This is a genomic window from Enterococcus sp. DIV1421a, assembly GCF_051711025.1.
Lineage (GTDB): Bacteria > Bacillota > Bacilli > Lactobacillales > Enterococcaceae > Enterococcus_B > Enterococcus_B hirae.
The window spans coordinates 2,028,221-2,042,579 of the sequence record NZ_JBIOLU010000001.1; the positions used below are offsets into that span (position 1 = coordinate 2,028,221).

Consider the following 14,359-nt stretch of genomic DNA (forward strand, 5'->3'; position numbering starts at 1 on the left):
CGAACTGACATTATTTGACAAAGAACCTAAAAACAGTCGCCAATTTTGGCGACTGTTTTTATCTTGTTAATTTTTCAGTAGAGCCCGTACGCTTTTTTTCTTGCTGTTTGACTAAGTTTATTGCTTTATTCCTTTTTTGATCCACTGTTTGCTGTTGATGAGTATTTTTATCTGTAGTCGGTGAATATTTAGACTGATTTAGATCATTGATAGCAGGTTTGCTTTTTTCTTTTTCATATGTGACTGGTTCCCATACCCCAATTTCAAACCACAGCGGGTTCGTTTCACTTGATTTCTTTAGGTTATCTGACTGTTGGTCATTTCCATTGATATTCATCGAGGGCTCAGCTTTTTCTAAATATAGGCTGGTTCCTTCTTTGAATTTAGGAGCAGTCAAGCTTTTAAAGGTGCTAGGGTTAAAACTATTTAGATCATTGGTAGCAGGTTTGCTTTTTTCTTTTTCATGTATGACTGGTTCCCATACCCCAATTTCAAACCACAGCGGGTTCGTTTCACTTGATTTCTTTAGGTTATCTGACTGTTGGTCATTTCCATTGATATTCATCGAGGGCTCAGCTTTTTCTAAATATAGGCTGGTTTCTTCTTTGAATTTAGGAGCAGTCAAGCTTTTAAAGGTGCTAGGGTTAAAACTATTTAGATCATTGGCAGCAGGTTTGCTTTTTTCTTTTTCATGTATGACTGGTTCCCATACCCCAATTTCAAACCACAGCGGGTTCGTTTCACTTGATTTCTTTAGGTTATCTGACTGTTGGTCATTTCCATCGATATTCATCGAGGGCTCAGCTTTTTCTAAAGGTAGGCTTGCATCATCTTTGTCTTTTCCTTTAAAGTCACCTGATTGCCGGTTATCCCCTTCTTTGACAGTCATCACTTGCTTACTTTCGATTTCCCTACAATAATCGCTATTGTTTTCTCTATTTGGCTCTTCAGGACTTTGCATTTTACTTTCATCTTTATTCCAATTGGTTCTTTCACTACTGCTAGTTTGTACTTCTATCCATACTTGTGGGTCATGCTGTTTTTGTTTCTCTTCTTCCAAACGTATGCTGTCAACCCTTTTTTGATTACGTTCATTTGAAGCTTCACGTCTTTTTCTCCATTTGTTGACAGGATCTAATAACTCAATAGATTGATTGTTTTGAAATTGGAAGACTGTATCATTTTCCATGCTTTTTTTCAAAATATCGTTAAAATTGTCTCTAAACCGTCCATATATTTGACTTACTTTCCTACTAATGCTAAGTAAAATAGCATCGATTTTACTGTCAGACAATTCACTTTTTTTCAAAGTAGAAAGATATTCAAAAGAATAACTCTCCGTATGTAAACCTATATGTTTTGCTAAGATATAACCAATCGCTTCTGATTTAAAATATTCTAATTGGTCTGGATAATCGGTACTAGTCCCTCTTGTCTTATGTATGGCTGAACGCATAAAGTTACTCAATGTTTGTTTATCATTCATCCCTGATTGAATCTCGATTGGCATACCTTTAAATTGGTTAATACTTTGGAACAAAATTTGGTAGAGAAATGAATCAACTGTTTGATTCCCTACATAGTATGCTGGTCTGGGTATTTCTTGCTTTTCCGCTAATTCACTAACATCGAAAACCTGTACTAGAAAAGAGGCTGTTAGTTTACTTTTTGTTTCTTTGTCGAAACGTACTTCTGTATGGTCTCTATAAAGTGCCTCTGGACCCAGTTTTAATTTTTTTTCTAGTTTCTTCCATTCGTGAGCCTCGAGAGCCAATTGGACATCTGGTTTTTGGGCGATCAGGTTTTGGGTTATTTTTGAGTGTTGCCAAGGAAGATGCGCTGTAACAGATAAAAACTTAATAAAATTATCCTCTTCTAGAAAAGTTGAAAGTTGTTTTTTTCGATACGTTTCAATCCCTTCCCTATCCCCCCGTTTATTCAAGCTTTGTATACTTTTATCGTCTATTCCCTCATTAAACCTAAGATTTAGTGTATATTCAACTCCTTCTGGAAATAAGTCAATTGAGTTAACCAACTTATTACCACGTTCATTAATATGATGTGCCACACTTACAAAATAATGAAATTTTTCTATGATCTTTTCTTTATTTTCTTCTATAAACGGACGATATAATTCCATTCCCGGATCCTTAGTTACTATTACCAGTGAAGAATCAAGATACAAGGAATGATTAAAAACAAAACCTGGAGTACAGCGACGATTGTTCTTGTACTTCTCTTCCATTACTGGCAATGGATATACAAACTCTGTAAAAATTTTCTCTGTAAAAGATTTAATAGGAATATACCAATTTCTCCTATTTCTTTCCAATGCAAGATATGTCCTATTTAAATTTTCTAATGTTATTTCTTTGTACTTTGAAGTTTTTAACTCATCGTAAACATCAGGAAGCAGTTTCACAAAATAAAAATCTGACATTTATAACTTCTCCTTACAATTTAGATTTTCTCTTCTGATAGAGATTCCATTTCATTATACGGAATAAAAAGCTAAAATTTGTCCAAGTTTTTACAAAAAAAATAAATAGTTGTTCTTGTTAACTAGCTAAAAGCTTCAACGAATGTTTACTTATTTCAATCACTAAATCTTTTTTAGAAGTTAAAACGAGAGTGGGACAATAGTTCTTTCTCAATCGGTGGCGATTTGGAAATTATAACCTGGTTTGCGCTGTCCATTTCGCATATAACCGCCTTTCATCCACATAAAGGTGGTAACAGTTAATGTTCTACATTTCGTGGTAAAGTTGTTTGGCTGATGGTATAATTTTTAAACATAAAGTACACTCCTTTGATTTTTGTTTAAGCATTTTAATCATACAAGGTTGTGCTTTTTATGTACCTTAAAATCAAAAAAATGGGGCAATAATCAGATTTTTTTCTGACTATTGTCCCACTCTCGTTTTTATCTTGTTATGGTTTTAAAGGAGCTTTTTTATCTTGTCAATGTTCTACGCCCGGATACTCCATTTTTTTTCTGCCGATTGTTTTTAGTTGCTTCTTTCTGAGCTATCCTTTGGCATTGAGTTAGATAAGTTAGATTGTTCGTACCTACTTTTTCTGAAGTGCTTTTGTTGCTTCTTTGACTTCCTTTTCTTGTAACTGTTTCCCAAGTCATTTCTTCCGACTCACTTTGATCCGCTTGATGATCTGTCTGCTGATCTTTTCCATTAATAGTCGTCGAAAGTTTAGATTCAGTTCGATTGGTACCCTCAGCTTTTTTCAAAGATAGGCTTGCACCTTCTTTGGCTTTCATGTCAAACAAGCTTGCAAAGGTTTTAAGGGTAGAAGATTCTTGATGCTCTGTCTGCGGGTTAATTCTATTAATAGTCGTCGAATGTTCAAATTCATTTCGGTTGGTATCCTCAGCTTTTCTCATATGAACTGTCTGTTGCTCATTTCCCTTACTATTCATTGATGGCACAGTTTTTTTTGTGTTGGTTAAACTGATATCCTTAGCTTTTTCTAAAAGTAGGCTTGCATTTTTTTCGACCTTCATGTCAATCGAGCTTGTAGAAGTTCTAGGGTCAGAACTTCTTAGATCATTGGTAGCATTTTTTTCTGAATTGCTCTTGTTGTTTCTTTTACTTCCTTTTCTTGTAACTTTTTTCCCAGTCATTTTTTTCTGCTTATTTTGATGCTTTTTACTTGTTTCTTCAATCTGCTCTGTCTGATGGTCGTTTTTCTTACTATTTTCAGTTTTTTTTATGTTGGTCAAGCTGATATCCTCAGCTTTTTCTAAAGGTAGGCTTGCATCACCTTTGTCTGTTCCTTTAGAGTCACCTGATTGCTGGTTATCCCCTTCTTTGACAGTCATCACTTGCTTACTTTCGATTTCCCTACAATAATCGCTATTGTTTTCTCTATTTGGCTCTTCAGGACTTTGCATTTTACTTTCATCTTTATTCCAATTGGTTCTTTCACTACTGTTCGTTTGTACTTCTATCCATACTTGTGGGTCATGCTGTTTTTGTTTCTCTTCTTCCAAACGTATGCTGTCAACCCTTTTTTGATTACGTTCATTTGAAGCTTCAAGTCTTTTTTTCCATGTGTTGACAGGGTCTAATAATTCAATAGATTGATTATTTTGAAATTGGATGACTGTATTATTTTCCATACTTTTTTTCAAAATATCGTTAAAATTGTCTCTAAACCGTCCATATATTTGAATTACTTCCCTACTAATGCTAACTAAAATAGTATCGATTTTACTGTCAGACAATTCACTTTTTTTCAAAGTAGAAAGATATTCAAAAGAATAACTCTCCGTATGTAAACCTATATGTTTTGCTAAGATATAACCAATCGCTTCTGATTTAAAATATTCTAATTGGTCTGGATAATCGGTACTAGTTCCTCTTGTCTTATGTATGGCTGAACGCATAAAGTTACTCAATGTTTGTTTATCATTCATCCCTGATTGAATCTCGATTGGCATACTTGTAAATTGGTTAATACTTTGGAACAAAATTTGGTAGAGAAATGAATCAACTGTTTGATTCCCTACATAGTATGCTGGTCTGGGTATTTCTTGCTTTTCCGCTAATTCACTAACATCGAAAACCTGTACTAGAAAAGAAGCTGTTAGTTTACTTTTTGTTTTTTTGTCGAAACGTACTTCTATATGGTCTTTATAAAGTGCGTCTGGACCCAGTTTTAATTTTTTTTCTAGTTTCTTCCATTCCTGAGCCTCGAGAGCCAATTGGACATCTGGTTTTTGGGCGATCAGGTTTTGGGTTATTTTTGACTGTTGCCAAGGAAGATGCGCTGTAACAGATAAAAACTTAATAAAATTATCCTCTTCTAGAAAAGTTGAAAGTTGTTTTTTTCGATACGTTTCAATCCCTTCCCTATCCCCCCGTTTGTTCAAGCTTTGTATACTTTTATCGTCTATTCCCTCATTAAACCTAAGATTTAGTGTATATTCAACTCCTTCTGGAAATAAGTCAATTGAGCTACCCCACTTACCACGTGCATTAATATGATGTGCCACACTTACAAAATAATAAAATTTTTCTATGATCTTTTCTTTATTTTCTTCTATAAACGGACGATATAATTCCATTCCCGGATCCTTAGTTACTATTACCAGTGAAGAATCAAGATATAAGGAATGATTAAAAACAAAACCTGGAGTACAGCGACGATTGTTCTTGTACTTCTCTTCCATTACTGGTAATGGAAATACAAAATCTGTAATAGCATTCTCTGTAAAAGATTTAATAGGAATATACCAATTTCTCCTATTTCTTTCCAATGCAAGATATGTCCTATTTAAATTTTCTAATATTATGTCTTTATACTTTGAAGTTTTTAACTCATCGTAAACATCAGGAAGCAGTTTCACAAAATAAAAATCTGACATTTATAACTTCTCCTTACAATTTAAATTTTCTCTTCTGATAGAGATTCCATTTCATTATACGGAATAAAAAGCTAAAATTTGTCCAAGTTTTTACAAAAAAATAAATAGTTGTTCTTGTTAACTAGCTAAAAGCTTCAACGAATGTTTACTTGTTTCATTTTAGAAGTTAAAAACACTCCACTAGCATCATCTAGTGGAGTGTTAATCACTTATTATTTCGTCGATCCTTTTTCTTCAATTCCATAAGGTAAGATAATTGTTTTTTCTTCAACTTCTTCTTTATTCATCATTTTTGTTAATAGACGCATTGAAACGGCACCTAAATCATACAATGGTTGTGTGATACTTGTTAGGCGTGGACGTGCAACTTCTGTTAACAATGAGTTATTACTTGTAATGATCTCAAATTCTTCCGGTACTTTCACACCCTTATCTAAAAGACCATCTAAAATACCGATAGCTAATTCATCATCTGAAACATAAACAGCTGTTGCGCCACTGTTATGAATGCGATCAACTAAAGTTAATCCGTCTTTAAAGTTATACTCTGCTTCAAAGATCAAACCTTCGCTGTAAGGTAAATTATTTTCTTTAAGTGCTTCTTTATATCCTTTCAAGCGATTTTGACCATTGATTGGATCAATCAATGCCCCACTGACAAAGGCAATTTTTTTATTGCCATTCTTAGCTAATTTATTGACAGCATCCTTAGTTGCTGAAGTGTAATCGATATTCACACTTCCAACTTGTTCATCAGGGTCAATTGAGCCAGCCAATACTACAGGAGTCTTAGATCGAGAAAACTCACCACGGATTTCATCAGTGATATGATGTCCCATGAAGATCACGCCATCTACTTGTTTTGCTAACAAATTATTTAATACATTCACTTCTTTTTGATCATTGCCGTCTGAATTTGCTAAAATGATGTTGTATTTGTACATTGTAGCAACATCATCGATCCCACGTGCTAAAGAAGCAAAAAACATATTGCTGACATCTGGAATGATTACCCCTACTGTCGTTGTCTTCTTACTTGCTAGCCCACGTGCAACAGCATTCGGACGATAGTCCAATCGATCAATGACTTCTAACACTTTTTTTCTAGTCGCAGGTTTGACATTCGGATTCCCGTTAACGACACGTGAAACAGTAGCCATCGAAACATTTGCCTCTCTCGCTACATCATAAATAGTAATTGTTTGCTTTTCCATTCTTGCTCTCCTGTTCATTTTTATATGTTTTCTGAAAATACGCTTTACATTTCTAAAACAGGATAACAAATAATACTCAAAATTGCAACCGTTTTACTACCGCTTTCATGAAAATAATTCATTTTTTCACTTTTATACGTTGGTCTTTGAAACATTAAGTGGTACAATTATCTAATAATTCAATAAATTAGAAAGAAGGATGCCAAAATGAATAACGTAAAAATCAACGAATTACGTAAATGGATGGCTCAAAATCAAGTGGATCTTGCCTATATTAGTGATCCAGGACACATCGCTTATTTTTCAGGATACGAAAGTGAACCCCATGAACGTGTCTTAGCACTATTTATCCCACTTGAACAGGATCCTTTTTTATTCACTCCGGCTTTAGAAGTTGAAGATGCACAAAACAGTGCATGGTCTTTTGATGTTCGTGGCTATTTAGACAGCGAAAATCCTTGGGAAATCATTGGGAAAGAAATTCGTCACCGTTATGGTCAGCCTGGAAATATCGGAATCGAAAAAAATGCGTTAACCGTTGATCGTTTCGATGCCATTTCAGATGTTCTAACTGGTTCTGACAACTTTACTGATTTAACAGCAATCATTCAACGTCTCCAATTAATCAAAACACTGGAAGAAAAAGACCAATTACTTGCTGCTGGTAAATGGGCAGATGTTGCCTTTGAAATCGGCTTTAAGGCAGTAAAAGAAGGTGTTACTGAGCAAGCAATCATTGCAGAAATCGAATACCAACTAAAAAAACAAGGTGTTTCGCAAATGTCGTTTGACACGCTTGTTTTAGCTGGTAAAAACGCAGCAAGCCCCCACGGTGCTCCAGGCAGCACAAAAATTTCGCCTAATGAACTTGTTTTGTTTGATTTAGGTGTTGTTTGGGATGGTTATTGCAGCGATGCTACTCGAACTGTAGCCTATAAAAAACCAACTGAATTTCAGGAAAAAATTTATCAAATCACACTTGAGGCACAATTAGCTGCCCAAGCAGCTGTACGTCCCGGCGTAACGGCTGCCGAACTAGATCAAATTGCAAGAAATGTAATCAATAGCTATGGCTATGGCGAATACTTCAATCATCGTCTAGGTCACGGAATCGGAACCACTGTCCATGAATTTCCTTCCCTTGTAGCAGGAAATGATTTAGTCATCGAAGAAGGCATGTGCTTCTCACTTGAACCAGGAATCTATATCCCTGATCAAGTAGGTGTTCGAATCGAAGACTGTGTCTACGTGACAAAAGACGGCTGTATTCCATTTACAACTACGCCAAAAGAATTATTGGTTATTGAGTAAGGTCGTGAAAGAAGCGGTTAACTCCGAACGAATAAGCGATGATTTTTTAAAATAGCTTCTCATATTTTAGAAAATTATCGTTTATTGTTGAGGAGTTGCTTCTTGAACGCCGTGGATCAGAGGTCGTGAGAAGAGCGACTTGATCTGAGCGCTCACCAAGTAAAAACTGCGACGAGTAATCGCAGGAGCAGTAAGGATGAAAATCTCGAAACAGCTTCCCATGTTTTGAGATTTTTTGACTTATCGCCGAAGATCAGCTCTTTGAACACCGTGGATTAGGTCGTGAAAGAAGCGGTTAACTCCGAACGAATAAGCGATGATTTTTTAAAATAGCTTCTCATATTTTAGAAAATTATCGTTTATTGTTGAGGAGTTGCTTCTTGAACGCCGTGGATCAGAGGTTGTGAGAAGAGCGACTTGATCTGAGCGCTCACCAAGTAAAACCTGCGACGAGTAATCACAGGAGCAGTAAGGATGAAAATCTCGAAACAGCTTCCCATGTTTTGAGATTTTTTGACTTATCGCCGAAGATCAGCTCTTTGAACACCGTGAATCAGAGGTTGTGAAAGCATCGGGGAGCTCCGATGACAATAAGAAAGAATTTTTTAAAATAGCTTCTCTTATTTTGAAAAATTCAGGCTTATTTCAAGGAGCTGATGCTTGAACACCGTTTAAGCAAGAGGCTGTGAAAGAAGCGGTTAACTCCGAACGAATAAGCGATGATTTTTTAAAATAGCTTCTCATATTTTAGAAAATTATCGTTTATTGTTGAGGAGTTGCTTCTTGAACGCCGTGGATCAGAGGTCGTGAGAAGAGCGACTTGATCTGAGCGCTCACCAAGTAAAAACTGCGACGAGTAATCGTAGGAGCAGTAAGGATGAAAATCTCGAAACAGCTTCCCATGTTTTGAGATTTTTTGACTTATCACCGAAGATCAGCTCTTTGAACGCCGTTTATCACTTCTACATCTATTAATGAGTCTAAGGGCGACTGTTAGTCCTAGACTCATTTTTTTCTTATCTTCAACCTCACTAATTGTTGTTGACCCATTCATACCAAAGAGCTCTGGTTACCAATAGATTTTACGAATTCTTCTGATCATTCTGGTTCTTTTATAGTGTCTTCACTCTCATGGTGATAAGCATGCTATCAAGTGATTACGCAAATTAGACGTTTACATTATGTATTATTCTAGTAATTATCAAACAAAAAAATATCAAAGCTAGGAAACTTTGCTAGCTTTGATATTCATCACTTATTCCGTTCGATTAACCAAAATCGAGATAGCATCTATTGATTATTTACAAAAAATAGAAATTGCCTATTTTCCATTATCAGTAAATGTATCTTTTAAATCTTCTTTTTTAGCTTTGACATCTTCTTTAGCCATATCTGCCATTGCTTGCGCATCTTTTGCGACTGGTTTTGCTTCAGCAATGCCTTCTTTGACTGTTTGTCCAGCTTCACCTGCAGCATCTTTCGCATTGATCATCATATCTTCAGATGCATCTTTAACTGTTTCATTCATTTGTCCGACTGGCTTTTTAAGCTCATCTGCTGATTTCTTGAAGCGATGAGAAAGATCTTCTGATTGTTCTTTTAATGTTAATAAAATGTCTTCAGACTCATCTTCGACATCATTTGCAGAATGATTGACTTTATTTTTCACGCTACCAGCTAAGTCACCAGCTTGTTGGGATAGATCTTGCGCTTTTTCTTTTGCGATGTCTGTTAATGTCGCTGATTTTTCTTTTGCCATATCCGTGTAGTCTGAAGCCATATCAAGTAAATCATCTGCTTGTGCAGCAAGTTCATCGCGTAGTTCTTTTCCTGACTTTGGTGCTAATAATAATGCTGCGACTGCTGCTGCTGTCCCACCAATAACTGCTCCTAGTAAAAATCCACCTTTTTTTGCCATAATTAAATTCCTCCAGTCTTTTCTGTATGTTTTTTATTTTTGAAAAACTTTAAAGCTGTGCCACCAACTTTTCCAGCCACGGTAGCTTTAGCTGTTGTACGCCCAATCCCACCAACTTTGGTTACGATATTTTTACTTGATGTATTCAATTCTGACACGCTTTCACTTAAATCTGCGATAGCTGTAAATAATGGATCAATCGTTTCTACTTTCCCATTGATGTCTAAAAGCAATTCATTACTTTTGACTAGTAAACCTTCCACCTGCCTTGACAAAAGATCGACATCTTTGGTGACGACTTCAATCGTCGTATTTGCTTCTGCCACTGTTTGATCCACTTTTTCTAATGTTTTTGATAATTGTAACAATACTCTTATGATAAAAACAACGAGGACTGCAAATGCGATGGCCGCAATCAGCCCAGCAATTTCTCCGCCTGTCATACTCGAACTCCCTTCTGATACTCTTTCTATAAGCATAGCATTTTCGCATTTTTTAAACAAATAAAAAATAGCAAAGCTTCAACTACTTTTTTTGGATAAGAGCAGTTGAAGCTTTCATTGCTAAAAAATTTATTTTTTCAGCTCATCTTTTGATTCAATTTTTTTGTTGTCTTTTTTTGGTACCATCGTTTGATCAGCTTCTAATTGTTTCCCTAGCTCTTTGATATATTCTTTTAATGGTTCGCCGACTTCTGGATGAGTCAAGCCGTATTCGATACTGGTTTTCATGAAACCAAACTTGTCACCAACATCATAGCGTTTGCCTGTAAAGTTACGAGCAAATACTCGTTGTGTTTTATTCAATGTATCAATCGCATCTGTCAGTTGGATCTCATTCCCAGCACCTGGTTGTTGTTCTGCCAAAACATCAAAGATTTCAGGAGTTAATAAATAGCGTCCAATAATAGCTAAATTACTTGGTGCTTTACTTGGGTCTGGTTTTTCAACGAAGTTTTTAACATTGAACAATCCTTCTTCTAATTCTTCACCAGGATTAATAATTCCGTATTTAGACGTATCTTTTTGTGGCACTTCCATCACTGCGATTGTTGATGCATGTGTCCGCTCATAGTCATCAATCAATTGTTGTGTCAAAGGTACTTCATCTTCCATGATATCATCACCTAACATCACAACAAAAGGTTCATTACCGATAAAAGCACGGGCTTGTAATACAGCATGTCCTAACCCTTTTGGATGAGATTGACGAATGAAGTGTAGATTTACATCAGTTGTTTCTTCAACCAACTTCAATAATTCTGTTTTCCCTTTTTCACTCAAATTCGTTTCTAACTCGATATTTGAATCAAAATGGTCTTCGATTGGTCGTTTTGCTTTCCCAGTGACGATCAAAATGTCTTCGATCCCTGATTTAAGTGCTTCTTCTACGATAAATTGAATCGTTGGTTTGTCAACGATTGGAAGCATTTCTTTTGCCATCGCTTTTGTTGCAGGTAAAAATCTTGTTCCTAAACCTGCTGCTGGAATAACTGCCTTTTTTACTTTCATTTGTCATCTCTCCTCTAAAAAATTAATCGTGAAAATTCATTTTCTTTTTTTCCATCTCGCAACATGATTTCTCTTGCCGCAATTTGTACATTTTTATTTTCATAAAGTACTTCATAAATTGTTTGAGTGATTGGCATGTCTACACCTACTTGCTGAGCAAGTTCTTTTGCGGCTTTTGTCGTATGGACACCTTCCACAACCATCCCCATATTTTCCAATACTTCTGACAGTTCATGCCCTTTACCTAACAAATTGCCCGCTCGCCAATTTCGCGAATGGATACTAGTACAAGTAACGATCAAATCGCCCACACCACTAAGACCAATAAAAGTCAATGGGTTGGCACCCATGGCAACACCTAAACGACTGATTTCAGCTAAACCTCTAGTCATAATAGCAGCTTTTGCATTATCCCCGAAACCTAATCCGTGGATTGCTCCTGCACCAAGAGCAATAATATTTTTCAATGCAGCCCCCATTTCAACCCCAATCACATCAGGGTTGGTATAAATCCTAAAATAATGATTCATGAATAACTTTTGGACAAAGGAAGCTGTTTTTTGATCTGTGCTAGCAGCTGTGATCGTAGTAATGTCATGATTTGCTACTTCTTCTGCGTGACTCGGACCAGATAAAACAGCAATGGATTGACGTTTGTCACTCGGGATCTCTTCTAAAAGAATTTCTGAGATCCGTTTGTGTGTTTCCTGTTCTAGACCCTTGCTTGCATGGATGATTACAGGCTTGGTATTCAATTTAGTGACCACCTCTTGTGCTACAGAGCGAATGGCTCGTGTCGGAATCACGAATAACAAGGCATCAATATCTTGAACTGCCTGTTCCAACTCACTAAAACCACGGATTGACATTGACAAATGATAGTCGGGTAAATATTTTTGATTGGTGTGTTGTTGGTTGATCTCGTCTATTTGCGATTGACGATGTCCCCATAGGCGAACATCATGTCCATTTTCAGCAAGAACTTGCGCAAGAGCTGTCCCCCATGAGCCAGCTCCTAAGACTGCCACCCTATATTTCATTTTACCACTCCTGCTATTTTTTTCATTTTTTTAGCTCTGTAAATTAGATAATCATTTGATTTTTACCAAAAGTGCGATCGTAATCTGGTAGATTTCCTTTTTTTCTACGCCAGATAAACAGAATAATTGTTCCAACGAATAAAAAGGCTGACAACAATTGGGAGATACGAATAACACCTAAGAAGTATAAACTATCTGTCCGTAATCCTTCGATAAAAAAGCGCCCGAAGCTGTACCACATCACATAAACAAGTAAAACTTCTCCTTTTTTCAGTAAATGCTTTTTGTTTCTTAAAAATAGGAGTAGGATAAAGCCAATCAAACTCCAAACGGATTCATATAAAAAGGTAGGTTGACGATAAAAACCTTCAATGTACATATTATCAATTATGAATCTTGGGATATGAAGATTTTCTAAAAAGATTCTCGTCGTGACAGGGCCATAAGCTTCATGATTCATAAAATTTCCCCAACGCCCAATTGCTTGAGCGAGTAGGACACTTGGTGCGGCAATATCTAAAAATGTCCACATGGAAATAAAGTGGTATTTGGTAAAGAAATATAAAGTAATGGCACCTGCGATCAATCCACCATAAATAGCTAACCCGCCAGAACGGATATTGAATATTTGAATAGGATCAGCTATATATTGTGGTAAATCAAATAAAATATAGTACAACCGTGCGCCAATAATTGAAAGTGGCAATCCCCACAACATAAAATCAGTGACATCCTCAGATTTTAAGCCAACTCGTACGGCTTCACGGCTACTTAGCCACATGGCTATAATTATTCCCGATACAATGATCAAAGCATACCAATAAATTGGTATTCCTAAAAGATTGAACGCTACCCGATCGATTTGCGCTATCATGTTTCCACTCCTTGCTATTGTGCCCCTGAATTTTCTTCGATCAGACGACTTAATCTTTCTTCAAACGTTTTTGTTGCATCAAATCCCATCGTTTTTGCTCGGAAATTCATTGCTGCCACTTCGATGATGATGGCCACGTTTCGTCCAGTTTTGACAGGTATTTTGATTTGTGGAATCCCCACTTCTGCAATTTCCACAGAAGTATCTTCAGAACCTAGTCGATCATATTTTTTGTCCTTCGCCCAGGCTTCTAAATAAACGGCTAACTGCACTTGCATTGAACCACGGACAGCACTTGCTCCAAACAAGTTCATGACATCAATGATTCCGATCCCTCTGATCTCTATCAAGTGTTCTAAGATTTTTGGTGGTTCACCAATGACTGTCAGTTCATCTTGTTGATAAACATCTACTCGGTCATCAGCAATTAGGCGATGACCACGTTTGATTAATTCTAATGCGGTTTCACTCTTACCAATTCCGCTATCCCCTTGAATGAGTACACCTAACCCATAAACATCGACTAGCACACCATGAACGCTCGTTCTAGGAGCTAAACGACCATCTAAATAACTAGATAATTCTCCAAGCAAACGGGATGTGGAGATTGGTGAACGTAAGACAGCCATACCGTATTCGTTGGCTGCTTGAATCATTTCTTCAGAAGCTGGAAGCCCCCGAGAAATAATGAATGCTGGCATATCCTCACTGCACAATCTTCTCATGATCATCAGTCTTTCTTCCGGCATCATCCGTTCAGCAAAGCTAATCTCTTTGCTCCCAAATAATTGTAAACGATCATGTGAATAATAATTAAAATAACCGGTCAATTCTAAACCAGGTCTTGAGATGTCACCAGTTACGATAACACGCTCCAAACTCTTTTCATCACCAGTCACTATTTCTAATGATAATTTTTCTACTAATTGGCTTACTTTTACAACTTCTGCCATTCGTGCTACCTCATTTCTATTAGAGTGTTCCTTCCCATTTTATCATTGTCTGACAAAAAGTACTACCAAATAAAAAAAACGTTTTTATTTTAAATTCACTTTTTTTATAAAACAAAGCAAAAAGGTACAACCAGGGAATTTAAGACATTTCCCAT

Annotated in this window: 10 protein-coding genes; 1 reads left to right on the plus strand and 9 read right to left on the minus strand. The window is 36.4% G+C overall.

Annotation, left to right across the window (positions count from 1 at the left end; translation table 11 throughout):
- Positions 1-58 precede the first annotated feature (58 nt).
- From IGK21_RS09155 to ccpA, 3 genes are all read right to left on the minus strand, one after another.
- Positions 59-2,440 carry a hypothetical protein gene (locus IGK21_RS09155; protein WP_438719262.1) on the minus strand — a complete coding sequence of 794 codons (2,382 nt, stop codon included), beginning with the start codon at positions 2,438-2,440 and terminating at the stop codon, positions 59-61.
- A 513-nt stretch (positions 2,441-2,953) separates the two neighbouring features.
- Positions 2,954-5,383 (minus strand): hypothetical protein, encoded by a 2,430-nt coding sequence (locus IGK21_RS09160; protein ID WP_438719264.1) that lies wholly within the window; start codon positions 5,381-5,383, stop codon positions 2,954-2,956.
- Between the two features lie 212 nt (positions 5,384-5,595).
- Complete coding sequence (ccpA, locus tag IGK21_RS09165) at positions 5,596-6,597, minus strand: catabolite control protein A (protein WP_010718548.1); 1,002 nt, start codon at positions 6,595-6,597, stop codon at positions 5,596-5,598.
- A 207-nt stretch (positions 6,598-6,804) separates the two neighbouring features.
- On the opposite strand from ccpA, the gene IGK21_RS09170 reads away from it, so the two are divergent.
- Positions 6,805-7,908 carry a M24 family metallopeptidase gene (locus IGK21_RS09170; RefSeq protein ID WP_010737965.1) on the plus strand — a complete coding sequence of 368 codons (1,104 nt, stop codon included), beginning with the start codon at positions 6,805-6,807 and terminating at the stop codon, positions 7,906-7,908.
- A gap of 1,321 nt (positions 7,909-9,229) precedes the next feature.
- Here IGK21_RS09170 and IGK21_RS09175 read toward each other — a convergent pair.
- The 6 genes from IGK21_RS09175 to hprK all read right to left on the minus strand — a co-directional run bounded on the left by IGK21_RS09175 (position 9,230) and on the right by hprK (position 14,204).
- Entirely contained in the window at positions 9,230-9,826 is a 597-nt protein-coding gene (locus IGK21_RS09175) for a YtxH domain-containing protein (RefSeq protein ID WP_034699167.1), read from the minus strand.
- Positions 9,827-9,828: 2 nt separating this feature from the next.
- On the minus strand, positions 9,829-10,269 hold the full coding sequence (locus tag IGK21_RS09180) for a DUF948 domain-containing protein (RefSeq protein WP_010718552.1): 441 nt from the start codon (positions 10,267-10,269) through the stop codon (positions 9,829-9,831).
- 129 nt (positions 10,270-10,398) lie between these two features.
- Complete coding sequence (galU, locus tag IGK21_RS09185) at positions 10,399-11,337, minus strand: UTP--glucose-1-phosphate uridylyltransferase GalU (protein WP_010718553.1); 939 nt, start codon at positions 11,335-11,337, stop codon at positions 10,399-10,401.
- A 14-nt stretch (positions 11,338-11,351) separates the two neighbouring features.
- A complete protein-coding gene (locus tag IGK21_RS09190; RefSeq protein ID WP_010737967.1) occupies positions 11,352-12,377 on the minus strand; it encodes an NAD(P)H-dependent glycerol-3-phosphate dehydrogenase in 1,026 nt (341 codons plus the stop codon).
- A 43-nt stretch (positions 12,378-12,420) separates the two neighbouring features.
- A complete protein-coding gene (lgt, locus tag IGK21_RS09195; RefSeq protein WP_010718555.1) occupies positions 12,421-13,251 on the minus strand; it encodes a prolipoprotein diacylglyceryl transferase in 831 nt (276 codons plus the stop codon).
- 14 nt (positions 13,252-13,265) lie between these two features.
- A complete protein-coding gene (gene hprK / locus IGK21_RS09200; protein ID WP_010718556.1) occupies positions 13,266-14,204 on the minus strand; it encodes an HPr(Ser) kinase/phosphatase in 939 nt (312 codons plus the stop codon).
- Between the last annotated feature and the right edge of the window lie 155 nt (positions 14,205-14,359).